At 59.7% G+C, this 24,056-nt stretch carries 19 protein-coding genes; 6 read left to right on the forward strand and 13 right to left on the reverse strand.

Going from position 1 to position 24,056, the window contains the following annotated elements:
- Nucleotides 1-20 precede the first annotated feature (20 nt).
- The 4 genes from SANT_RS19080 to fucR are packed head-to-tail and all read left to right on the forward strand — an operon-like array spanning nt 21 to nt 4,486.
- A complete protein-coding gene (locus SANT_RS19080) occupies nt 21-1,799 on the forward strand; it encodes an L-fucose isomerase (RefSeq protein WP_025423837.1) in 1,779 nt (592 codons plus the stop codon).
- A 45-nt stretch (nt 1,800-1,844) separates the two neighbouring features.
- Nucleotides 1,845-3,308 (forward strand): L-fuculokinase, encoded by a 1,464-nt coding sequence (gene fucK, locus SANT_RS19085; RefSeq protein ID WP_025423838.1) that lies wholly within the window; start codon nt 1,845-1,847, stop codon nt 3,306-3,308.
- 1 nt (nt 3,309) lies between these two features.
- The gene (gene fucU / locus SANT_RS19090; protein ID WP_025423839.1) at nt 3,310-3,732 is read left to right on the forward strand and encodes an L-fucose mutarotase; all 423 of its coding nucleotides are present in this window, start codon (nt 3,310-3,312) and stop codon (nt 3,730-3,732) included.
- Between the two features lie 49 nt (nt 3,733-3,781).
- On the forward strand, nt 3,782-4,486 hold the full coding sequence (fucR, locus tag SANT_RS19095) for an L-fucose operon activator (RefSeq protein ID WP_025423840.1): 705 nt from the start codon (nt 3,782-3,784) through the stop codon (nt 4,484-4,486).
- 168 nt (nt 4,487-4,654) lie between these two features.
- Here fucR and SANT_RS19105 read toward each other — a convergent pair whose 3' ends face one another.
- The 10 genes from SANT_RS19105 to SANT_RS19155 all read right to left on the reverse strand — a co-directional run bounded on the left by SANT_RS19105 (nt 4,655) and on the right by SANT_RS19155 (nt 16,929).
- On the reverse strand, nt 4,655-5,776 hold the full coding sequence (locus SANT_RS19105; protein ID WP_025423842.1) for a GNAT family N-acetyltransferase: 1,122 nt from the start codon (nt 5,774-5,776) through the stop codon (nt 4,655-4,657).
- Between the two features lie 126 nt (nt 5,777-5,902).
- On the reverse strand, nt 5,903-6,640 hold the full coding sequence (locus SANT_RS19110; RefSeq protein ID WP_025423843.1) for a carbonic anhydrase: 738 nt from the start codon (nt 6,638-6,640) through the stop codon (nt 5,903-5,905).
- A gap of 522 nt (nt 6,641-7,162) precedes the next feature.
- Nucleotides 7,163-8,131: a type I 3-dehydroquinate dehydratase gene (gene aroD, locus SANT_RS19115; protein ID WP_025423844.1), complete on the reverse strand. Its 969-nt coding sequence runs from the start codon at nt 8,129-8,131 to the stop codon at nt 7,163-7,165.
- A gap of 89 nt (nt 8,132-8,220) precedes the next feature.
- Entirely contained in the window at nt 8,221-10,053 is a 1,833-nt protein-coding gene (locus SANT_RS19120; RefSeq protein ID WP_025423845.1) for an ABC transporter ATP-binding protein, read from the reverse strand.
- A 249-nt stretch (nt 10,054-10,302) separates the two neighbouring features.
- Nucleotides 10,303-11,157, reverse strand: a complete 855-nt coding sequence (locus SANT_RS19125; RefSeq protein WP_025423846.1) for a tagatose bisphosphate family class II aldolase — start codon at nt 11,155-11,157, stop codon at nt 10,303-10,305.
- Nucleotides 11,148-12,353: an SIS domain-containing protein gene (locus SANT_RS19130; RefSeq protein ID WP_025423847.1), complete on the reverse strand. Its 1,206-nt coding sequence runs from the start codon at nt 12,351-12,353 to the stop codon at nt 11,148-11,150. The genes SANT_RS19125 and SANT_RS19130 overlap by 10 nt, the downstream gene beginning before the upstream one ends.
- Nucleotides 12,346-13,644, reverse strand: a complete 1,299-nt coding sequence (locus SANT_RS19135) for a D-tagatose-bisphosphate aldolase, class II, non-catalytic subunit (RefSeq protein WP_025423848.1) — start codon at nt 13,642-13,644, stop codon at nt 12,346-12,348. The genes SANT_RS19130 and SANT_RS19135 overlap by 8 nt, the downstream gene beginning before the upstream one ends.
- Before the next feature lie 21 nt (nt 13,645-13,665).
- Nucleotides 13,666-14,436, reverse strand: a complete 771-nt coding sequence (gene agaR / locus SANT_RS19140) for a transcriptional repressor AgaR (RefSeq protein ID WP_200867312.1) — start codon at nt 14,434-14,436, stop codon at nt 13,666-13,668.
- Nucleotides 14,429-15,349: an ROK family protein gene (locus SANT_RS19145; protein WP_025423850.1), complete on the reverse strand. Its 921-nt coding sequence runs from the start codon at nt 15,347-15,349 to the stop codon at nt 14,429-14,431. The genes agaR and SANT_RS19145 overlap by 8 nt, the downstream gene beginning before the upstream one ends.
- A gap of 1,277 nt (nt 15,350-16,626) precedes the next feature.
- Nucleotides 16,627-16,929, reverse strand: coding sequence for an ArsR/SmtB family transcription factor (locus SANT_RS19155; RefSeq protein ID WP_038669892.1), 303 nt, complete (start codon nt 16,927-16,929; stop codon nt 16,627-16,629).
- A gap of 91 nt (nt 16,930-17,020) precedes the next feature.
- On the opposite strand from SANT_RS19155, the gene SANT_RS19160 reads away from it, so the two are divergent.
- Nucleotides 17,021-18,109, forward strand: coding sequence for an NADH:flavin oxidoreductase/NADH oxidase (locus SANT_RS19160; protein WP_025423853.1), 1,089 nt, complete (start codon nt 17,021-17,023; stop codon nt 18,107-18,109).
- 318 nt (nt 18,110-18,427) lie between these two features.
- Here the strand turns inward: SANT_RS19160 and xylH are convergent, their stop codons facing one another.
- From xylH to xylF, 3 genes are all read right to left on the reverse strand, one after another.
- A complete protein-coding gene (gene xylH / locus SANT_RS19165; RefSeq protein ID WP_038668811.1) occupies nt 18,428-19,597 on the reverse strand; it encodes a xylose ABC transporter permease XylH in 1,170 nt (389 codons plus the stop codon).
- Entirely contained in the window at nt 19,575-21,119 is a 1,545-nt protein-coding gene (locus tag SANT_RS19170; protein ID WP_038668814.1) for a xylose ABC transporter ATP-binding protein, read from the reverse strand. Before SANT_RS19170 ends, xylH begins: the two co-directional genes overlap by 23 nt.
- Nucleotides 21,120-21,197: 78 nt before the next feature.
- On the reverse strand, nt 21,198-22,193 hold the full coding sequence (xylF, locus tag SANT_RS19175; protein ID WP_025423856.1) for a D-xylose ABC transporter substrate-binding protein: 996 nt from the start codon (nt 22,191-22,193) through the stop codon (nt 21,198-21,200).
- A gap of 473 nt (nt 22,194-22,666) precedes the next feature.
- Here xylF and xylA point away from each other — a divergent pair, with 473 nt between their 5' ends.
- Nucleotides 22,667-23,986 (forward strand): xylose isomerase, encoded by a 1,320-nt coding sequence (xylA, locus tag SANT_RS19180; protein ID WP_025423857.1) that lies wholly within the window; start codon nt 22,667-22,669, stop codon nt 23,984-23,986.
- Nucleotides 23,987-24,056: the final 70 nt, after the last annotated feature.

Consider the following 24,056-nt stretch of genomic DNA (forward strand, 5'->3'; position numbering starts at 1 on the left):
GAATCGTAAAAGGACTTACTATGTCTGAGACGAAAAATCTGCCCAGGGTTGGCATCCGGCCGGTGATCGACGGACGCAGAATGGGTGTGCGCGAAGCCCTGGAAGCGCAAACCATGGCGATGGCCCGCGCCACCGCGGCGCTTATCAGCGCGCGCTTACGCCATGCCTGCGGTGCGCCAGTGGAATGCGTCATCGCCGAACACTGTATCGCCGGCATGGCGGAAGCAGCGGCCTGCGACGCGCAGTTCGATACCTGCCACGTCGCTCTCACGTTAACCGTCACGCCCTGCTGGTGCTACGGCAGCGAAACCATCGATATGTCCCCGCTGCGGCCGAAGGCCATTTGGGGCTTCAACGGGACGGAGCGGCCGGGCGCGGTCTATCTGGCCGCGGCGCTCGCCGCCCACAATCAGAAAGGGCTGCCGGCATTTTCGATTTATGGACGCGACGTGCAGGATGCCGGCGACCATCATATCCCCGTCGACGTGCAGACCCGCCTGCTGCGCTTTGCCCGCGCCGGCCTCGCGGTCGCGGCAATGAAAGGGCGTAGCTACCTGTCGCTCGGCGGCGTCTCGATGGGTATTGCCGGCTCGATCGTCGATCACCACTTTTTCGAGGCGTGGCTCGGGATGAAAGTGCAAACGGTGGACATGACCGAGCTGCGCCGCCGGATCGAACATGAGATCTACGATCGGGACGAGCTGGCGCTGGCGCTGGCGTGGGCGGAAGTGAATTTCCGCTTCGGCGAAGATACCAACGCCGCCGAACATCGTCGCTCGCCGGAGGGCTATCGCGACGTGCTGCGCCAAAGCCTGCAAATGACGCTTTGCATCCGCGATATGATGCAGGGCAATCCACGTTTGTCCGGCCTGGGTTTTGCGGAGGAAGCGCAGGGGTATGACGCCATTGCGGCCGGTTTCCAGGGCCAGCGTCACTGGACCGATCAATATGCCAACGGCGACATCGCCGAAGCACTGCTCAACAGCGCTTTTGACTGGCACGGTGTTCGCCAACCCTTTATCGTCGCCACAGAAAACGACAGCCTCAACGCCGTGGCGATGCTGTTTGGCCATCTGTTGACCGGCAGTGCGCAGGTTTTTACCGACGTGCGCAGCTACTGGTCGCCGGAAGCGGTGAAAAGAGTCACCGGCCACGCGCTTGAAGGCGACGCCGCGCCGGGGGTGATTCACCTCATCAACTCCGGTTCCGCCGCGCTTGATGGCGCCTGCCGCCAGCGGGATGAGCAAGGCAGGCCGACCATCAAACCGCATTGGGAAATCACGCAGCAGGAGGTGGCTACCTGCCTGGCGGCGACCGAATGGTGCCCCGCGATCCACGAATATTTCCGCGGCGGCGGCTTCTCCTCCCGTTTCCTCACGCTCGGCGGCGTGCCCTTTACTCTGTCTCGCATCAATCTCATCCGCGGCCTGGGACCGGTGCTGCAAATCGCCGAAGGCTGGAGCGTAGATCTGCCGCCGGCGATCCATAAGCAACTGGATAAACGCACCAACGCTACTTGGCCTTCCACCTGGTTTGTACCGCGCCTGACCGACCGCGGGCCATTCAAGGATGTCTGGACCGTAATGTCCCACTGGGGCGCCAATCATGGGGTGCTGACCGCCGGCCATGTGGGTGCCGATTTGATGACGCTGGCGGCGATGCTGCGCATTCCCGTGTGCATGCATAATGTTGCCGAGGAGCATATCTTCCGGCCTTCCGCGTGGGCGTCGCACGGTATGGATTTGGAAGGACAGGACTACCGCGCCTGCCTTAACTATGGCCCGCTTTACCGGAACTGAATGCCTAACGCGGCGACCTTGCCGTTCCCGCAGACAGGAGAGATTATGAATCGTGATGTTGTCATCGTGCTGGATTGCGGCGCTACAAGTATCCGCGCCATCGCGGTAGACGCCGAAGGCCGGCTTGTCGCCCAGGCCACAACCCCTAACGCCACCGCGCCGGCGGCTGAAAATCCCCAGTGGCATATCTGGCCGCTTGAACCGCTGCTGCAACGCTTCGCCTATTGCTGCCAGCAGATCATGCCGCAGCTCAGGCAAGACCATATCCACGCGCTCACCGTCACGACCTTTGGCGTCGACGGCGCACCGGTGGACCAGCAGGGAGAACTGTTGTATCCCGTTATCAGTTGGAAATGCCCGCGCACCACGCCGATCATGGCGCAAATTGGCCGCCTCATCAGCCCTCATGAACTTCAGGTGCTGTCCGGCATTGGTCAGTTCAGTTTCAATACGCTCTATAAGCTGCTGTGGCTACAACAGAATCATCCGCGGCTGATGGAGCGGGCGCACTGCTGGCTGTTTCTTTCCTCGCTGATTAATCATCGCCTGACGGGCGAATTCACCACCGACCGCACCATGGCGGGCACCAGCCAGCTGCTCGACGTGCGCCAAGAGAAGTTCAGCGACACGATTTTACAGCGTACCGGTCTGTCGCCCGATCTCTTCCCCCGTCTGGTGGCCGCGGGCGAAGTCATTGGCACGCTGCGCGCGTCGATGGCGGCACGGCTCGGTTTACCCGTCGGGCTGCCGGTCATCGCCACCGGGCACGACACGCAGTTTGCCCTGTTCGGTTCCGGTGCGGCGCTCGATCAGGCCGTACTGAGCTCCGGGACCTGGGAGATTTTGATGGTGCGAACGCCGCAGGTGGATACCAGCCTGCTGCCGCGCTATGAGGGTTCTACCTGCGAACTGGACAGCTGCCGCGGCCTGTTTAACCCCGGTTTGCAGTGGCTGGCGTCGGGCACGCTGGAGTGGGTGCGTCAGCTTTATTGGCCCGACGATCCGCTACCCGCCGCCTATGATCTCATGATTGCCGAGGGGCGGACCATTCCGCCGGGTTGCCAGGGCGTGCGTTTACAGGGTCAATTGCTGGACTGTCGACGCCAGACCAGCTGGACCGGCCTGTCCCTGTACTCCAGCCGCGGTCATTTTTACCGCGCCGCGCTGGAAAATCTCGCCTGGCGTCTGCGCCATCATCTCGGCGTGCTGCAGAATATCGGCGGTTTTCGCGCCACCGGCCTGCTGCTGGTAGGCGGCGGCAGCCGCAATCCGCTCTGGAATCAAATCAAGGCCGATGTCCTTAATCTGCCGATCAACGTGCTGAAAGATGCCGAGACCACCGTACTCGGCGCCGCCATGTTCGCCTGGAGCGGCGCCGGCTTCTATGATTCGCCGGAAACCGCGCGCCAGCAGGTCAACTACCGCTACTACCGCTACTATCCCGGCGAGCAGTGCGGCGATTATCAACAAATGGTGGAACAACTTGACGCAATGACGGAAGGAGAATGACATGTTGAAAACGCTTTCGCCGCTTATTGGACCCGAACTGCTCAAGACGCTGTGGGAGATGGGGCACGGCGATGACATTATCTTCGCCGACGCCCATTTTCCAGCCCATCGTCTAAACCCGCGCGTGATACGGGCCGATGGCCTGCGCATCGCCGAATTACTGGCGGCGGTGGCGCCGCTGTTTGCCTTGGATAGCTACGCCCCGCCGGTGGTGATGATGGCACCGGTCGGTGGCGACACGCTGGATATCAAGGTGGAGCTGCGCTATCGCCAGGCGCTGTTCGGCGCGGGGGACGGCGTGGCCGTAGAGCGGATTAGTCGTGAAGCCTTTTATCAACGCGCCGGGACAGCTTACGCCGTGGTAGTGACGGGTGAGACCGCCCGCTATGGCAATATTTTGCTGAAAAAAGGCATCACGCCTTGATTCCCCGGTGATTATCCGGCCACTACGGCCGGCGCGAAGGATGTATGCGGTGAAAACAATGCGTCAACAGGATCTGGTGCAATTGCTGCACCAGCACGGCAGCCTCACCACAGAACAGCTGGCCACCATGCTTAACGTTAGTCGGGAGACAATCCGTCGCGATTTGAATGCCATGCAGAGCCAGGGCAAGGTGTTGCGTCAACATGGGCGCGCCCGCTGCGTGATAGGCGATAGCGAGGATAATGGCGATCCTTTTCTTACCCGGCTGAAGATCCAGCTCAACAGCAAGGCCGAGGTTGCCCGGCTGGCGTTGCGCTGGATCGATCCCGGCATGTGTATCGCGCTAGACGCCAGCTCGACCTGCTGGTATCTGACCAAGCAGTTGCCCGATATGGATATCACGGTTTTTACCAATAGCGTGCGCGTGTGTCAGGCGCTGATTAAACGCCAGCATATCCGGCTTATCTGCTCAGGCGGTGTGCTACAGCGCAAATATGCTTGTTATGTTAATTCGGCCATTCTGTCGCAGCTAAAAAATCTGGAGGTTGATCTGTTTATTTTCTCCTGCGAAGGGATCGACCAGGCGGGGGTGATGTGGGACTCCAATTTGTACAATGCGGGGTTTAAATCCCTGTTGCTTAAACGCGCCGCGCAATCGCTATTGCTGATCGATAAAAGCAAAATGCATCGCACCGGCGAAATTCGCCTTGGCGACATCAGCCAAGTGACCGAGATCATCACTAACAAGGAGTAGTCAAACGGCATCGGCCCGGGGCGGCAATCATGCCCTTTAAGGCGAGGTCAATCGCCTGACGGCATCGGCCGGGGTCGGCAATCATGCCCTTTAAGGCGAGGTCAATCGCCTCGACGGCATCGGCCCGGGGTCGGCAATCATGATTCTCCAGGCCGAGTCGAAGACGCATCAGCCCTGGCGAAACGGCAAGGCGCCGCGCGCCTCCTCAAGCCAGCCGCGTACCGCATCACTCTCCTGTACCAAAAACGCGGCGACCGCCTCGCGCAGGCCCGGATGGCGTAAATAGTGCCAGGAGCGGGTCAGTGCCGGCTCAAAACCGCGAATGAGCTTATGCTCCCCCTGTGCGCCGGCGTCAAAACGCGTTAAGCCGGCGGCGATGGCGTACTCTATTCCCTGATAGAAGCAGGTTTCAAAATGCAGGCCGTCAAATTCCGCCAGGCAGCCCCAATAGCGGCCGAATAAGCTGGCGCCGCCGGTCAGATAAAACGCCATCGCCACAGGCTCCCCGTGACGCTGAGCCAGCACCACCCGAATGCACTGCGGCAGCGCCGCCGCCAGCCGGCTAAAAAAATCGCGGGTCAAATAGGGCCGTTGGCCGCGCACGGCATAGGTATTGGCATAACAGCCATAAATAAAATCCCACTGCGCTTCGCTAACCTGACAGCCGTCGAGCCAGTCAAAACTGAACCCCTGCTCCGCCACGCGCGCGCGCTCTTTGCGCAGTTGCTTACGCTTGCGCGAAGTGAGCGTATCGAGGAAATCCTGAAAATCCCGGTAACCCCGATTGTGCCAGTGGTACTGGCAACCGAGCCGCATCAGCCACTGCGGCTGTTTCTCCAGCAGGCGATCGGCGTAAGAGTCGGTAAAGTTGATATGGGCACTCGACAAGCCGTGCCTGGCCAGGTGATCTGGCAATTCGGCCAGCAGACGGGCGGCGGCGGTGGGCGCCCCGATCACACGCGGTCCGGTGACCGGACTAAAGGGCACCGCGCCCAGCCATTTGGGATAGTAGGCGATACCGGCACGATGGCAGGCTTCGGCCCAGCCCTGATCGAAAACATACTCGCCGCGGGAGTGCGTTTTGCGATAGCCGGGAATGGCGGCCAGAACACTGCCCTGCTCCAGCCACAGTAAATGATCGCTCTGCCAGCCGCGCCGGGCACCCAGGCTGCCGCTCTCTTCCAGCGCCAGCAAAAAGCCATGACGCAAGAAGGGTTGGTCCTCCGGCAACAAAGCATCCCACTGGTCGGCGGACACATCGGCGATTCGCGCCAGCGGCATCAATGACATGGTCGTTCTCCGCGGTTAGCCGATTTGCCGATTATGCCGCGTTTGTTCCCCCCCGATCCAAGTATTTTGTGCTGGAGGGAATGCCCCCCGCTGGAGAAGGGGACTCCGCCGACCGCCGTTTAGACCTTAAGAGAAGAACTCGACCTTGCCGCCGACCAGATGATACATGCTGCCGACGAGTTTGATTTTGCCCTCATCTTCAAGCGCTTTCAGCACCGGGCTTTTTTTACGAATATCTTCCAGGGTCATGATGACATTGGTTTTGGCTACAGCATCCACAAAACCATAGTTTTTACCGGAGCGTTCGCCCTCATATTCTGTTCTGGCGATAGCGGGTTTGATCATATTAAGCAGCCCGGTCAGGTTACCTAATTCGGCGTTATCGATAGCGCCGCGCACCGCGCCGCAGGAACTATGTCCCATGACCAGGACCACTTTAGCGCCGGCAAGGGCGCAGGCGAATTCCATACTGCCAAGAATATCCGCGCTGGGAATATTCCCCGCCACACGGCAATTAAATGTCTCGCCAATGCCGGCATCCAGCAGAATTTCCGCCGGCGCCCGTGAATCAATACAGCTTAAAATGACCGCGCCGGGATATTGCCCCGCCTGGCTGGCCTGTTTCTGCGCCAGATAATCGTGACGCAGCATTTTGCCCGCGCGAAAGCGGGCGTTGCCCTGTTTAAAGCTCTGAATAATATCATCCGGCGTCATAGCGTCGCGTTGCGCTCTGGTCATCGCGGCGGCGAAGGACAATGAGGGTGTCATAAAACCCGCTATCCCGGTCATGGCCAATAACGAACACGCTGTCGTGGCTTTTAATAGAGTGCGGCGGGACGGCTTGGCGGCGGTATGGTCAGTCATAATAGGTTACCTCAGGCGTGATAAAACAAAAGGTGATTATGATTACGGATTTACGCCGCTCTCGCCGGGCAAACACGTAAGCAAATATAGCACTTAAAACTAATGTTGTTTGTCATTATTTAATCACTATCGTTGTGTGATGCAAGGAAAACATTGAGATTATTTGTTTTACACATCATCAATAATTACAGGAATAGATAAAACACTTCCAATGAAAGTTATTTACCCCGTTTTTATCGGGAACTAATTCATTGGGTTACGGCTTAATTTTTCACCGTAAACATTAGCGAGCATTAATGTCTTTAATTGGACGTTGTATCGGTGTTAACCCCAGCGCTAATGTCACCACATTTAGCGAAGCGCCGCGCTGACGCAAGAAAGCGTACGCGGCAGAAGCGCCGCGCTGGTGCAAGGAAGCGCACGCGGCAGAAGCGCCGCGCTGGCGCAAGGAAGCGCACGCGGCAGAAGCGCGCTTTGGTATTCAGCGGCGTTGGTTGCGCAGGCCGCTCAGCCTGTAGACGCTCAGCTCCCCTGCACGACGGCTTGGTGGATGGTGTTTAGCGTGCTATGCAGCGCCGCTGCGTCAATTTGCCCCGGCGCAGAGGCGCCGCCCACCTTACCGAAAGTGAGCGCGGACCCCGTTAATTCCCCCGCCAACCGGGTGACGACACCGCGGCTCCCCATGGCCATCGTAAGCAGCGGCCGCTCGGCGTAGCGGGAAAACATTTCCCAGGTCGCGTTCATCAGGCGCAGCGCATCGCCCCCGTCCCGCGGCATGACGGCAATCTTTAGAATGTCCGCGCCCAAAGCCTGCTGCTGGCGCAGTCGGCGGACGATCTCCGCCTGCGGCGGCGTGGCGTGAAAATCATGATTTGACATCACCACCCCGACGCCCGCGCGGTGCGCCTGGCTGACAAGCCGGGTGACAATTTCCCGCTCACGCATCATTTCCACATCCAGCAAATCCATCTGGCCCTCGCGCAGCAGGGTCACATAGAGGTCGCCGTAGGCAGGATCCGTTAGCGCGCGCAGGCCCCCTTCAGCTTGGGTACGAAAGGTCAGCAGTACAATGTGCTGCGGCAAGCGCGCGTAAATTTGCCGGCTCAGCGCCGCGATAGTCGAGGGATCCCGTACCGGCGGCAACGCATCAATACGCAGCTCGACCACCGCGATATCCCGGCGTCGGGCCAGCGCATCCGCCCTCGCGAGCGCTTCGTCGGCGTTGCCGGCGACGATCGGCACGACTATCTTGGGCCGGCCCGCGCCGATGGTAATATTTTTGATTTGCAGCGTCTTCACTTGACCACTGCCGCCGGCGGAGACTGAACCGCGCTTGGCGACGGGCGCCGGATGCCCACCGGTTGCGGCGGCCGCAATCCCTTCGGCTACAGGCGCCGGATGCCCCTTGGCGGTTACCCCGCCGGCGTTTCTGGCCGCTAGACCGTTGAGCAACAGCGCGGAACCCGCCATTAGCAATTCACGTCGTTTCATAATACGTCATCCTTATACGATATCCGCCGGCGCGGATGGCCTCCTGCCGCGGCGTTGTTGCCTAAAGTACCCGCTGGCGTCGGGCGGCGCTATTTCACGCCGACCAGTCCCCCCGTCTGATGACGCCACAACCGCGCATACAGCCCATTAAGCCGCAGCAGCGCATCATGATTGCCGGTTTCCACCCTCTTGCCGTTATCCATCACCACCAGCCGGTCCATCTTGGCAATCGTGGAGAGCCGGTGCGCAATGGCGATCACCGTTTTGCCCTGCATTAGAGTTTCCAGATTCTCTTGGATAGCGACTTCGACCTCCGAATCCAACGCCGAGGTGGCCTCGTCCATAATCAAGATGGGTGCGTCCTTCAACAGCACGCGCGCAATGGCGATACGCTGACGCTGGCCGCCGGACAGTTTCACCCCACGCTCGCCTACGTGGGCATCCAGGCCGGTGCGGCCCTGATTATCCATCAGGCGAGGGATGAATTCATCGGCCCGGGCGCGGCGCAGCGCCGACAGCAGTTCGGCATCGCTGGCGCCCGGTTTGCCGTACAGCAGATTATCGCGGATGGAGCGATGCAACAGGGAGGTATCCTGGGTGATCATACCGATCTGCGCGCGCAGGCTTTCCTGGCTTACTTCGGCGATGTCCTGATCATCGATCAGAATGCGGCCATCGTCGAGGTTGTACAGCCGCAAGAGTAAATTCACCAGCGTTGATTTGCCCGCCCCGGACGGTCCGACTAAACCGATTTTTTCTCCCGCGGCGATATCCAGTTGCAAATCGCTTATCACCGGCGTTCCCTTGCCGTAGTTGAAATAAATATGGTCAAAATGAATAGCGCCGCGGCGCACCTGCATCGGCGCAGCCTGCGGCCGATCGCTGACGGCAACCGGCTGGGTGATGGTCTGTAGGCCGTCCTGCACCATGCCGATGTTTTCAAAAATACCGTTCACCACCCACATAATCCAGCCGGACATCGTGACGATTCGTATCATCAGCCCGGTAGCGAGCGCAATGGCGCCGACGCTTATCAGCGATTGCGTCCACAGCCACAGCGCCAAGCCGGTGGCGCAGACGATTAAAAGCCCGTTTAGCGTGGTGACGGTGACGTCCATACTGCTGACCATCCGGCCGGCGCGCTGGCTTTTATCCGTCTGATCGCTGATGGCATCGCGGGCGTACTGCTGTTCCAAATCCGTATGGGCGAACAGCTTCAGCGTGGTGATATTGGTGTAACCATCGACGATACACCCCATCAGGCGCGAACGAGCATCGGAAGATTGTACCGAGCGACGTTTCACCCGGGGGACAAAATAGGCCAGACATAGGGTGTAGCACAGGATCCAGACAATAAGCGGGATCATCAGCCGCCAGTCGGCCTGCGACAGCAGCACCAGCGCGGTGACGGCATAAATGACCACGTGCCACAGCGCATCCACCGCCTGCACCGCCGAATCGCGCAGAGCATTGCCGGTCTGGATAATGCGCTGTGCGATGCGCCCCGAGAAATCACTTTGAAAAAAAGGCAGGCTCTGTTTAAGGATGGTGTTATGGTTTTGCCAGGTGATCATACTGGTCATACCGGGATTGATCGTTTGATGAATCAGCAGGTCGTGCAGACCGATAAACACCGGGCGCAACAGCAATGCGACCACCGCCATCCACAGCAGCACCGGCGCGTGGGCGCGAAAGAAACTTGCCGCGGGGGTTGTGTTAACCATATCGATAATGCGACTCAGGTAGTCGAACAGCGCCACCTCAATCAGGGCGCCGACCAGTCCCACCACCAGCAGTGCGGCAAAACTCGGCCAGACCTGGCGCAAATAGTAGAGATAAAACGGCACCAGCCGGTTGGGCGGTGGCGAGGATGGCGCGGGTTGGAAAATGTCGATCATGCGCTCGAAGCGGCGATACAGCATAGATAAGCCTCTCAGGGTTTTCTGACCGGGAGACGTCCTGCCGACGCGCGGCGCCGGCTCCCGATAATGGTCGCGTCATTGCCGTGCCGCGGGCGCCAGACCGGCGCAACGATCCTCGCCTGCGGGCGCAGCACGTTGAAAACAACGCGAAACGTCTGAGAAAGCTTAGTGCATTTTTGCGGGGGTAAGGGCGCCGGACGCCGATTCCTTCCTCTTGGGCGTTTCCGGCGCCGTTATCGACGCGGCGCTCTACAATTTGCCGATACTGCCGCAGATACGCATTTTTTCACGCACCACCGCCTGCATCGCCACCTTGCCCGGCGCGATATATTTACGCGGATCGTTGGCGTCGGGATGCGTCAGAAAGTACGCTTTTACCGCATCGGCAAAGGCGATTTTTAAATCAGTGGCCACATTGACTTTGCAAATACCCAGCGCGATGCTGCGCTGCACCATCTCTTCAGGAATACCCGAGGCGCCATGCAGCACCAGCGGCAGGCTAACCTGCTGGCGGATTTCGCTAAGACGCGCAAAATCCAGCTTCGGCTCTCCCTGATAAAGACCATGGGCCGATCCGATCGCCACCGCCAGCGAATCAATACCGGTTTGGTCGACAAATTCCGCCGCCGCGGCCGGATCGGTAAAGAAACTATCCCCCTCGGCCACGACCACGTTATCCTCCGCGCCGCCGAGGCGGCCCAGTTCCGCTTCGACGCTGGCGCCATAGCGATGGCAGAGCCTCACCGCGTCGCGCACCAGTTGGATGTTTTGCTTAAACGGCAGGTGAGAACCGTCAATCATCACCGAACGTACGCCCTGACGCACCTTGGCGCTAATATCGTCCAGGGTCTCGTGATGATCCAAATGCAGCGCCAGCGGCAGATTATAGCGCCGCGCCGCGGCCTGGCAGATCTCCACCAGATAATCGGTGCCGGCATAGCTGAAAGTCCCCGGCGTGCCGGCCATGATGACCGGCGACTGTAGCTCGGCCGCCGTTTCCGCCACCACCTGCACCGTTTCGAGATTATGGACATTGAAGGCCGGGACGGCGAAACCCGAACGCTGGGCGTGGTGCAACATCTCGCGATTGGAAATTAAATACATGCCGACCCCCGCTTATCAGAACGATCGCCGGCCGCCGCGGGGGCGCCTGCGTAGGGATAGATGGAAACGCCTTGCACCACCCGATTGACGCTGCCGCCGGGGCTGGGATTATCGGGGGTGATGCCCAGAGCCAGAGAAGTTTCAAACGCCAACATCTGGGTTAACAGCAAATAAGGGAACATGAGCCAGGCGTCGTTGTCTTCCCGGTAGATAACATCCACCCCTTCCACCGCTTCGCCAGCGCCGCCAAACGCGCACAGCACGCCGGCCAGACCGTCGCGCCGCAGCTCCTGCCACAGGTCACGGTCATATTGCCGGGCATAGGGATCGGCGGAAAACAGGACGAGTAGCAATGTGTGGCCGTCAACCATGAATTTTGGCCCGTGCCGCAACCCCAGCGAGGAATCGAACCGGGTGGCGACATTGCCGGCGGTCAACTCCAACATCTTCAACGCCGCCTCCTCCGCCAGACCGGTGAAGCAACTGCCGCCGACGACGATATAGCGGCGGTAACCGCCGGCCGCCAACGCTTTGACCTGCGGCTGCCGGCGCACCAACAGCTGTTCACACTCGTCGGCCATCCGCGCCAGAGGCGCCGCCGTCTGCGCGATGTCCTGCGGGCCGAGCAGCAGTAGCCCGGCGAGCAACATACTGCTGAAACTGGAGGTCATCGCAAAGCTTTTATCGTGCGTCCCTTCAGGCATCACCTGGGTACAGACATGGGCCTTGCCGGCGGCCCAGTCGCACAGTTGGCTGTCGGGGTTGCACACCAGCAATAGATGGTGGCAGGCCGGCACGCACTGATCCGCCAGCGCCACCGCGGCGACGCTTTCGGGGCTGTTGCCGGAACGGGCAAATGACACCAACAGCAGTGGCCGCGACGGGTCAAGATAATGATACGGATTGGCGACGATATCGGTCGTGCCGTAGGCCTTTACATCGCGCCCGGTCTGCTGGCGTAGCCAGGGCGCCAGGGCGCGGCCGGCAAACGCCGAACTGCCGGCGCCGGTCAGCACGATCTGTAGGCGCGGATCCGCCAACAGCGGCGCTAGGAACGATTGCCAGTACGGACGATCCGCCGTCAACTGCCGATGCAGCGCGCGCCATACCGCCGGCTGCTGCCAGATTTCCCGGGCGGTATGCTGCGCCTGATGCTCGTTCAGCCAGGCGTTGGAATAGCCAAAAAATTCAGTCATGGATAGGGCTCCTTGATGAAAACTGACAGGCATCCGCATAATCGGTAAGCACTTCGCCGATTTTATGCATGATCCAGTCAAGGGGATCGGCGGAAATCTGCCCCGCGGCCAGCGCCCGCGCCTGGGCCGGCAGGTATTGACTCAGCAAGGTCATCGGCGCCGGATGGGCACGGAGGTTGTCCAGCAGCGCCTCCACCGCCTGCGCCACCTCGGGCCGCGGCCAGTAGTAGCGCACGCGATCGCTTAGGCTGTAGCGCCGGTGCAACCGTTGCTGTTGGGGCGTACCGGGGTAATAGCGCTGCCAGTAACCGGGATGATCGCCCATCACCTGTTCCAGAGTGGCGCAAAGATGGGCGGCGCGATGTTCACCGCGCCACTCCCGCTCAATGCGGTCCAGCGCGAACAGCGCCTCACGCAGCGCATAGGTCAGCGCCGGCCCGACCTTGAGGATAGCGAAGTGATCGCGCACTAACTGGCGATACGCTTGCGGCGACTGATAGTCGGTGGAGTGCGCTTCATAGACCAGGTGTGGCCATTGCTCAATGAAACGGCTGAGGGCGGCGGCGCGCTCGGGCCGATAGCGCTCCACGCTCTGATGATCGAATTCCACCCCCGGCTGCACCACCAGCCCGATAACCCGCGGCCACACCGCCTCCAGGCCGGCCGCACGCCACGCCTGATGGTGGGTGTTTAAGGTTTGCGCCACCGCCTGCGGCGAGGTGACCGCCAGCCCGTCCAGCGCTTCATGCGCGCCGCCGGGCACCGGGACTTCCGTACCGATAATGTACACCGGCGGTTCGCCGCCGTCCCGCCGCCAACGCCGCTCGGCCACCGCACAAAGCCTGGCGGCGCGCTGCGAAACCTGCTCATCGTCCAGCTGCGCCGGATCATCCTGACAGCGCATCGAGCAATCCAGGTGGATCTTACGAAAACCCGCCGCGACATAATCGTCTATCAATGTCTCGGCCAAGGCCATTGCTGCCGACGCCGGCCGATCCTGCCAGGCGTTAGGGCCAAGGTGATCGCCCCCCAACCAGACCCGCTGCCGCGGCAGCCCGCACTCATCCGCCTGGCGCCAGACCGCGTCGCGAAACTGCGCTGGCGTCATGCCGGTGTAGCCGCCGAATTGATTAACCTGGTTAGAGGTGGCTTCAATCAGTACCGGCTTGCCACGGCGCACCGCCTGCGCCATTGCGGCGCGGATCACCCAGGGATGGGCGGAACACACCGAGAAAACGCCCACCGGCTCGCCCGCTTTATGTCGTTCGATCAGTGCTATCAGCTGTTGCATTGGAACTCCTGGAAAGTGTGGCTAACGATCGGCGATGATCACCTCGACGCCGAGATCGCGTAGAGCGCGCAAGTAGTGGTCAGAAATCCCGCTGTCGGTTATCAGACGGTGAATCTGACCCACCTCGCGGATCATGCAGAAACTGGTGCGGCCGAACTTACTGGCGTCGGCCACGGCGATGATCTCTCGCGACACATCGCACATAGCGCGATTCAGCTGCGCTTCCCCCTGGTGGGGCGTAGTAATGCCGCTCGCCAAATCCAGCCCGTCGACGCCGAGAAACAGCTTGTCGAACCGATACTGCCGGATATGTTGTTCGGCCACGGGGCCGCTCAGCGACCACGACTGGCCGTGTACGCTGCCGCCGATGACCATCAACTCAATATGATCCTTGCCCGCCAACTCGTAGGCGATGTTGAGCGCATTGGTCATCACCACCAGACCGCGTTTTTCTTGTAACGGGCCCGTCATCAGGCTGGTGGTGGATCCGGAATCAAGAATGATCGTATCGCCGTCGTTCACCAGCGCCGCCGCGGCGCAGGCGATGGCGGTTTTGACATCGCGGTTGATGCGGCCCTTATCCTCCAGCGGCCGGTCGAAAACGAACTGCTTATTTAGCCGTGCGCCGCCATAGCCGCGGATCGCGCAGCCGCTTTTTTCCAGAAAACGCAGGTCGTTGCGGATAGTCACGGTGCTGACATTAAACAGCGCGCTGAGCGCCTCCACCCGCACCGCCCCCTGACGGCACAACTGCTCGATAATCTGTTCCCGACGTTTGCGGGTATTAATCATCACGACCGGCGCCCTCCTCGCTGAGCAATGCCGCACCGCGTACGCCGCTGCTGTCGCCATAAACGGGCGGCATTACGGGCGCCGGGGCATAGCCGGGGAATAGCCAACGGCCCATGGCGGCGGGCAATAGCGGGTAAATTTCGCTGATATTGGACAGGCCGCCGCCAAGCACAAAGGCATCCGCATCCACTACCATTTGCAGCCCTGCCAGCGCGCAGGCGAGAATATCGATAAACAAGTCGAACAAGTCGCGCGCATGAGGATCGCCGGCGCGGTAGCGGGCCATCAGCGCCGGCAGACTGTCCGCCGGATGCCCCCTATGCTGGCTCAGCGCCAGCAGTCCCGGGCCGGAGACATAGCGCTCATAACAACCGGTCAAGCCGCAGCCGCACGGAAAAAGCGGTAACGCGTAACGCTGCACCAGCGAGGCCGGAATCGGTAGATGCCCCCACTCTCCCGCCATGCCGTTGCGGCCCCGCTGTAGCCTGCGGTCAATCACCAGGCCGCCGCCGGCGCCGGTGCCGATGACGGCGCCGAACACCACCCGGCACGCCGCGGTCTGCGGCGTGCTGGCTTCCGACAGGGCAAAACAATGGCAATCGTTGCCAATCGCCACCGGACGCCCCAGCATTTTTTCCAGATCGTCCGCTAAACAGCGGCCGGTCAGGCAAGGTACGTTGGCGGAAAGCTGCCGGCGGGTCTGGGGATGCACCACGCCGGGCAGGCCGATGCCGATGCGGCCCGTCACGCCCAGCTCGCCATCCGCGCGCTGCACCAGCTGCTTAACGGCCGCCAGAAACGCCGCATAATCCTCGCCGGGGGTGCTGACGCGCTGGCACCAGACTTGATTGAGTAGGTCATCGTAGGCGGCAAGCTCCATTTTGGTGCCGCCGATATCAAAACCGTATCGCATGGGGATAGCCTCTCAGGCCGCCGCTGATGCGGCCGGGTTCAATAGGTTGCCTGCACGCCTTTGTCCGGCGTTTATAAGGTGTGAAAGTTGCCGGTAAGCCTAAAGGACGTTATCGCCCGGTGTAAGGCGACGATTCGTGCGATCTGGCGCCCAAAGCGCCCTTTTTTCGTTGCACTCTCTTTGCCGTGTGACACATCGTAATAAATACCGCGCCGCCGGCGAGTAGCGAAGACGCCCTTAATTGCGCGACGCTATTTCTTTTTGCGCTGCTATTTCCGGTTTCGCTGCGAACCCATATTTATCCTCTCTCATTTTGGAGAAGATTAATTAAATGACGACAGCCATCGAGGCCAGAAAAAATAACGCCACGCTGACGGCCTGACGGTTTAATACCGCATCAACGATGGCGCGAAGGCGTTTTCATCCGCGATGCGCGAGTAACGGTCCAGCGAAAAACGTGACGTCATGATTGGGCGGTAATGTCTTTGTAACGGCTAAGCTGAATGCTGTCAATATGGAACCCTATGCACCAAAATAGCGCAAAATGCTTTCGTTTCAGTCAAATCGAAAGGTGTCACCGAAAGATTTATCGCCCGCAACGCCCTAATGTTCACCCATGGGGGAAAAAAAGGATCCTAGCGAACGTCGGCGCGACGCCCCGCAAAAGTCCTCACCGCAGCCGTCCAAGCGCCAACGTGCTAAGGGTAAATAAAAGTTTTTTTTTGCCAGCCGCTGCATTTTCTTTCGCTTATCGGGGAAAAATAACCGGCTTTTTTTTCAAATTTTCCTCGTCCTCACTTATTTGCAGGCCCCGATCGTCTCCCACGGACCTTATCATTATTATGATGCTGGCCCCCTAAACCTATTTTCTCGCGCTTGCGTTCGCGCAAGAGATGTTATGAATCATTGAGCAGCATCAATCATGGCCCTGGATGCTTGAGCCTTTCCCCTGCAAAAGAGATTCTCCTATCCGCGCCTGGCGCGTCACGCTAACGCCGACAATGGAATATCATCGCTGCGCGGTATCCCTTGCCGGAAACACGAAGGGCGACAGGTCGGTCGGAAGAAATAACGACGCCGCGCTGACTGCGGGCGCTTACGGCGTGGGGATCTGCACCGAGAGCCACAAAGGGCGACCGAACGGCAAAAACGGCAGGGCGAGAGGCAATTGGGGGCATGAGGCAACAGGGATGACAGAGACAACAGGGGCGACAGGAACAACAGGAGCGATCTCGGGGTGGCGCAGCGGCAGCGATGCCAACCGTGCGCGGTCATCGCTACTCCCGCTGCGCCAAAATTGCTTCAAGCAGCCCCGGAAAGCGGCAATCCAAATCGTCTTTGCGCAGCGTGTTCATATGGGTGGTGCCAAAGTTTTGGGTATGAACCAGCCCGGCGTCGCGCAGCACGCGAAAATGGTGGGAGACGCTGGATTTTGGCCGCCCGCCGTCCAATTCGCCGCAGCTGGCGGCATCAACGCAGGCAAGACGGCGCACGATTTCCAGGCGCAGCGGATCGCTTAGGGCGTAAAGTACGCGCCCAAGGCTAAACTCATTGACGTTAGGGTGTTTGAAAGGTCTCATGATCAGATCATACACAGCCGGTTGCCAAAAATCCATAATTCGATTATTATCGAAATACAGAATCAATGACGCTAATAATTTGGGAATGCCTATGTCAGCTTTGTTTCAGCCCTTCAAACTGAAGGATATTACTTTACGCAACCGCATCGCCGTTCCGCCGATGTGCATGTACTCTGCTCATGATGGCCTGATTAACGACTGGCATCAAGTCCATCTGGCTTCGCTGGCTCGCGGCGGCGCGGGTCTGGTTATCGTCGAAGCGACCGCCGTCTCGCCCGAGGGCCGTATCACCCCGGGGTGCGCAGGTATTTGGAACGACGATCTGGCGCAGGCGTTTGTCCCTGCGGTGAAGGCGATCAAAGCCGCCGGCGCGGTCCCCGGCATTCAAATTGCCCATGCGGGACGCAAAGCCAGCGCCAATCGCCCGTGGGAAGGCGACGACCACATCGCGGAAGGCGAGCCGAACGGTTGGCAGACCATCGCGCCTTCGGCTATTCCCTTCGGCGCTAACCTGCCCAAACGGCCGAAAGCCATGACCCTGGACGATATCGCCCGCGTCCGCCAGGATTTCGTCGATGCCGCTCGGCGCGCCCGCGATGCCGGTTTTGAATGGCTGGAGCTGCATTTTGCCCACGGCTATCTGGCCCAGAGCTTTTTCTCTGCGCACGCCAATCAGCGTGACGATTTGTATGGCGGCAGCTTCGATAACCGCAGCCGCTTCCTGCTGGAAACCCTGGCGGCGGTGCGCGAAGTGTGGCCGGAGCACCTGCCGTTTACCGCCCGTTTTGGCGTCATCGAGTTTGACGGACGCGATGAGCAGACGTTGAGTGAATCCATTGAGCTCGTCCGCCGCTTCAAACAGGCCGGGCTGGATATGCTCAGCGTCAGCATGGGCTTTAACATCCCCGACGCCAAAATCCCCTGGGCGCCCGGTTTCATGGGCCCCATCGCGCAACGCGTACGGGACGAAGCGGGTATCCCGGTGTCCTCCGCTTGGGGCTTCGGTACCCCGGCCGTGGCGGAAAAGGCGATCCAAGAAAAGCAATTGGATCTGGCGATGATCGGCAAGGCCCATTTGGCCGACCCGCACTGGACCTATACCGCCGCCCGCGAGTTGGGCATTGAGCGCCCGTCCTGGACGCTGCCGGCCCCTTACGCACACTGGCTGGAACGGTATTGATCCTTTCCCCGGCGCGGAGTTATCGCCGCGCCGCGGGCTCACACCAACGCGGGGTTATCGCCGCGCCGCAGGCTCACACCATCGCGGGTTATCACCGCGCCGCGGGCTCACACCAACGCGGGGTTATCGCCGCGCCGCGGGCTCACACCATCGCGGAGTTATCACCGCGCCGCGGACTCACACCATCGCGGAGTTTTCGCCGCGCCGCGGGCTCACGCCGGCACGGGGTTATCGCCGCGCCGCGCGCTGACACCGACGCCCTATTGAGGCCTCGGAGCAACTCAGCAGCTATCGCCGCGCTGCAGGCTAACGCCGACGTTAGCCGCGTTGCTTGGTGGCAGTATCCATCCACACCGCCAGCAGCAAAATGGCGCCCTTCACGATGTACTGCCAGAAGGTGGGCACATCCAGCATACTCATACCGTTATCCAACGACGCCATGATGAACGCCCCCATGACTGCGCCGGCCACGCTTCCGACGCCGCCGGCCAGGCTGGTGCCGCCGATGACGCAGGCGGCAATGGCATCCAGTTCGGCGATATTCCCAGCGGACGGCGAGCCGGCGCCGAGGCGTGAACTGAGGATAAGCCCCGCAATCGCTACCAGCAGACCATTGATGGCAAATACCGCCATTTTGGTGCGCTCGACGTTGATGCCGGAAAGACGGGCGGCGTCGATATTGCCGCCAATGGCATAAATTCGCCGACCGAAAGCGGTGCGCATCGCCATGAACAACCCGGCAAGCATCAGCGCCACCAGCAACAGCACCGGCGTCGGTACGCCGCGATAATCATTGAGCAGGTAAATTGCCCCGAGCACCAATAGCGCGGTCAGTGTCTGGCGGCCAATCTCGCCGCCGCGTGCCGCGACGGCCAGCCCCAGACGCGCGCGGTGATGACGCCGCCGCCACTGCCAGGCGATAAACAGCGCCAGCGCGACAATACCGAGAGCAAAACCGGCGCTCCCCGGCAGATAACTTTGGCCGATTAACGCCATGGCCGGCGTCGTGGGCGAAACGGTGGTGCCGTGCGTTACGCCAATCAAAATCCCGCGGAAGGCCAGCATCCCCGCCAGCGTGACGATAAACGACGGCACTTTACGGTAGGCGACCCACCAACCGTTCCAGGCCCCCAACAGTAGGCCGAGCAGCAGCGTTACCGCAATCGTCAACGGCAGCGGCCAACCGAGCCAGACGTCAAAAATCGCCGCGGCGCCGCCCAGCAACCCCATCATCGATCCCACCGAGAGATCGATCTCCGCCGCGATGATGACAAATACCATGCCCACCGCCAAAATTCCGGTGATGGCGGTTTGGCGCAGCAGGTTGGAAATGTTGCGCGCGCTGAGATAGGCCCCCTCGGTAGTAAAGGTAAAAAACAGCATAATCACCACAATAGCCGCCAGCATGACGAAGACCTGGAGATGGATAGCGGCAAGTTTGCCGCGCACCGCGGCGGGCGCGCTGTTAACGGGGGGTAGTTTCGACATGGGGAACACTCCTCAGCGCCGCCTCCATCACCTGCTCTTGCGTCAGGCCATGGTTGGGCAGATCGGCTTTAATGGAACCTTGATGCATGGCCAAAACCCGGTCGCTAATGCCCAGCACCTCAGGCAGCTCCGACGAGATGACGATCACCGCGATGCCCTGCTGCACCAGTTGATTGATCAGCAAGTAGATTTCCTGTTTGGCGCCGATATCGATCCCTCGCGTCGGTTCATCGAGGATCAGAATCTGCGGATTGAGCAATAGGCATTTGGCGAGTATCGCTTTTTGCTGGTTACCGCCGCTCAGACGGCCGATAGCCAGCGCCGGCGAAGCGGTCTTCACCCGCAAACGCGTCAGGGCCGTGTCGATCATGCTTTGTTCTCGCGCTTCATCTATCACGCTCAAGGGGCCGCTGACGTTATCAAGCGCCGCCAGGGTAATATTGGCGCCAACCCCCATCACCGGAATGATACCGTCTTTCTTTCGATCTTCCGGCACCATGGCGATGCCCTGGCGCATAGCCTGACGGCAGTGGCGAAAGCGCACCTTGGCGCCGTTTAGGGTAATGTCCCCTTCCCAGCGGCCGGGATAGACGCCAAACAGACATTGCACCATCTCCGTTCGGCCCGATCCCACCAAGCCGGCAATGCCGAGGATCTCCCCCTGCCGCAGCGTGAAAGCGGCGTTATTGACCCGCTTAATATGCTGATTAACCGGATGCCAGGCGTTGAGCCTCTCCACGCGCAAAATTTCCTTGCCGGGAGTATGCGGCGCGCGCGGATAAAGTTCGGTCAGCGCTCGTCCCACCATCAGGTTAATAAGCCGATCCTCGCTAAGCGTATGCGCCGGGCATGTCGCGATAGGTTTGCCATCGCGGATCACCGCGATCACATCGGAAATGGCCTTCACTTCGTTCAACTTATGGGAAATATAGATACAGGCGATGTCGTGATTACGCAGATCGTCGATGATCGCCAGCAACAGCGCGGTTTCCTTTTCCGTTAGCGAGGCGGTCGGCTCATCCAGAATAAGTAAGCGCACCTGCTTGTTTAACGCTTTGGCGATTTCCACCAGTTGCTGCTGTCCCAGCCCCAGCTCGCCCACCGGGGTATCGGGGTCGACATCCAGCTTCACCTGCGCCAGCATCCGCTGGCAGCGCGCATACATGCCCGCATCGTCCATCACGCCATAGCGCTGCCATTCGGCGCCGAGAAACATGTTCTCCCGCACCGTCATCGTCTTCACCAGCGCCAGCTCCTGATGAATAATGGCGATCCCTTTTCGCTCGGTATCGCGGATCCCCTGCGCCCTGAGCGGTTCGCCGCCAAACTGGATTTCCCCGTCAAAGCTTCCCTCGGGATAAATACCGGCCAGCACTTTCATCAGGGTGGATTTGCCCGAACCATTTTCGCCGCATAGCGAGAGAACTTGCCCCTGCGCCAGGGCCAACGAGACGTCGTCCACCGCTTTCACCCTGCCGAACCGCTTGGTGATATGCTTCATTTCCAATAGATTTGCCGCCATGGTCTCTCCCCGCGTCGGACGGCCATTAACCGTCCAGCGCCTATGTTGACGATGAAACAGTGCGGATGAGGCGGGACATTACTTCAGCTCGGCCTGGCTGTGAAAACCGTCGGCGATCACGGTGCTGGCAATGTTGGTGTTATCCACCGCAATCGGCGTCAATAACCAGGCGGGAATATCCTTCAGGCCGTTATTCAATTTGGCATTGCTTTTCGGCGTTTCCCCCTGCCCCAGCTGCACCGCAATCTCCGCCGCCTCGGTGGCCAACTGTTTGATGGGCTTATAAACCGTCATGGTTTGGGTTCCTTGCTGGATCCGTTTGATGGCCGCCAAATCGGCATCCTGACCGGAAATCGCCACTTTTCCCGCCAGCCCTTGCGCCGCCAGGGCCTGAATGGCCCCGCCCGCCGTAGCATCGTTAGAGGCCACCACCGCATCGATATGGTTGTTGTTGGCGGTTAACGCATTTTCCATGATTTTCAGCGCATTTTCCGGCAACCAGCCGTCGGCCCATTGATCGCCCACGATGTGGATTTTGCCGCTATCGATAAGCGGCTGTAATACTTTCATTTGCCCTGCGCGAAACAGCTTGGCGTTATTGTCCACCGGCGATCCTCCCATCAGGAAGTAATTACCCTGCGCCACGCGCGTCACCAGGCTGTGGGCCTGTAATTCGCCGACCCGCTCATTATCGAAGGAGATATAGAAATCCACATCAGCGTTATTAATCATGCGATCGTAAGCCAGCACTTTTATTCCCTCCTGCTTAGCCTCGGCGATAACATTTGCTAACACCTGGCCGTTATAAGGAATAATTACCAGCACATCGACGCCGCGGTTTATCATATTCTCGATCTGAGACATTTGTGTTTCTTCATTACCGTTGGCGGATTGAACAAACACGCTGGCGCCAAGGGATTCCGCCTGGCGGACGAAAATATCGCGGTCTTTTTGCCAACGCTCAAGACGCAGGTCATCTACCGCCATACCTATCTTTATCTGTTTGGCCAGAGCGGGCTGGCAGGCCAGTAAACATACCGCACACGCGGTCAGAAGCAGGTTATAGAGTTTCATCTTTGCATTCCTATTATGTTTTTATCAGAATTGGCGCAGTGAAGGGAGCGGCTGCGCGGGCAACGTCGTAATTTATGCTGTTACGGGCGGCGACGCAGGTAAGAAATGATGATCTTCACAGGCAATATTCCTCGCCGCGCGCGATCCGGCAATTGCAAATTTTCACAATGCTATTACAAAATTTCGTATCCATTGTTAATTTGTGAGCCACGCCTTATTTTGCAGCGATAATCGCCGCTTAATGCTTATCTCGGTAACCCAACATAGCCGGCGGTTATTTCCCATCGAGACGTGATCGTGCGCACAATAAATAATTTCATGAATGGCGTTGTGAAATAACATAATTGATCCGCGGCGGCGTTTATTACCACAATCTCAACACTTAAAGGTTAGCGCCTATGGATCCCACGGGTCTGTCGTGGCGCATCCGTCGTTCCCACATCCTCACCGCGTGGTTTACCAGGAGCCGTATCATGTCCCACTATTTCGACAACATTGACAAAATCCGTTACGAGGGCCCGCAAAGCACCAATCCCTTCGCCTACCGCCACTATAATGCCGATGAGCGGGTGCTGGGGAAACGGATGGAGGATCACCTGCGGCTGGCGGTGTGTTACTGGCACAGCTTCTGCTGGGGCGGTACCGATATGTTCGGCACCGGCGCTTTCGAGCGTCCGTGGCAGCAGCAAGGGGACGCGTTGGCGATGGCGCGGCTAAAAGCGGATGTCGCGTTTGAATTTTTCAGTAAGCTCGGCGTGCCCTATTACTGTTTCCACGACGTGGACGTCTCGCCGGAGGGCGGTTCGCTCGCGGTGTACCGCCATAATCTGGCGACGATGACCGATGTACTGGCGCAAAAACAGCAGCAGACCGGCGTAAAATTGCTTTGGGGTACCGCCAACTGTTTTAGCCATCCGCGCTACGGCGCCGGCGCCGCGACCAATCCCGATCCGGCGGTGTTCGCCTGGGCGGCGGCGCAGGTCAACGGCGCCATGGAAGCGACCAAAACGCTGGGCGGCGAGAATTACGTGTTGTGGGGCGGCCGTGAAGGTTATGAAACGTTGCTCAACACCGATTTACGTCAAGAAAGGGAACAGATCGGCCGCTTCATGCGCATGGTGGTGGAACACAAACATAAAATCGGTTTTCAGGGCGCGCTGTTAATTGAACCAAAGCCCCAGGAGCCGACCAAGCACCAGTATGATTATGATGTCGCCACCGTGTACGGCTTTCTTAAGCAGTTCGGACTGGAGAAAGAAATACGGGTCAATGTCGAGGCCAACCACGCCACCCTGGCGGGTCACTCTTTCCACCATGAGATCGCCACCGCCATCGCGCTGGGCGTTTTGGGCTCCATTGACGCCAACCGCGGCGATCCCCAGTCAGGGTGGGATACCGATCAATTTCCCAATAGCGTGGAAGAGAACACCCTGGTGATGTATGAGTTGCTCAAGGCCGGCGGGTTTTCTACCGGCGGCATGAATTTCGACGCCAAAGTGCGGCGCCAAAGCACCGATCGCTACGATCTGTTCCATGGCCATATCGGCGGCATCGATACCTTGGCATTGGCGCTGAAAAAAGCGGCCAGAATGATAGAAGACGGCCGCCTGGATGAGTGGGTCAAACAGCGTTATGCCGGCTGGAATGAGGATCTCGGCCAGCGCATTTTACAGGGCAACCTCTCGCTAGCGGATCTGGCCCGCTACGCCGATGAGCAGGGGCTGGCGCCGGTCCATCGCAGCGGCCGGCAGGAACTGCTGGAGAACATCGTTAATCAGGCGTTATTTGACTAACCACGGCGGGGCGCGCCGCAGCGCCCAGGGCGACGCGCAGACAGGCGGCGTACTGGGTAGGCGCTTCCCC

Source organism: Sodalis praecaptivus (genome assembly GCF_000517425.1).
Lineage (GTDB): Bacteria > Pseudomonadota > Gammaproteobacteria > Enterobacterales > Enterobacteriaceae > Sodalis_A > Sodalis_A praecaptivus.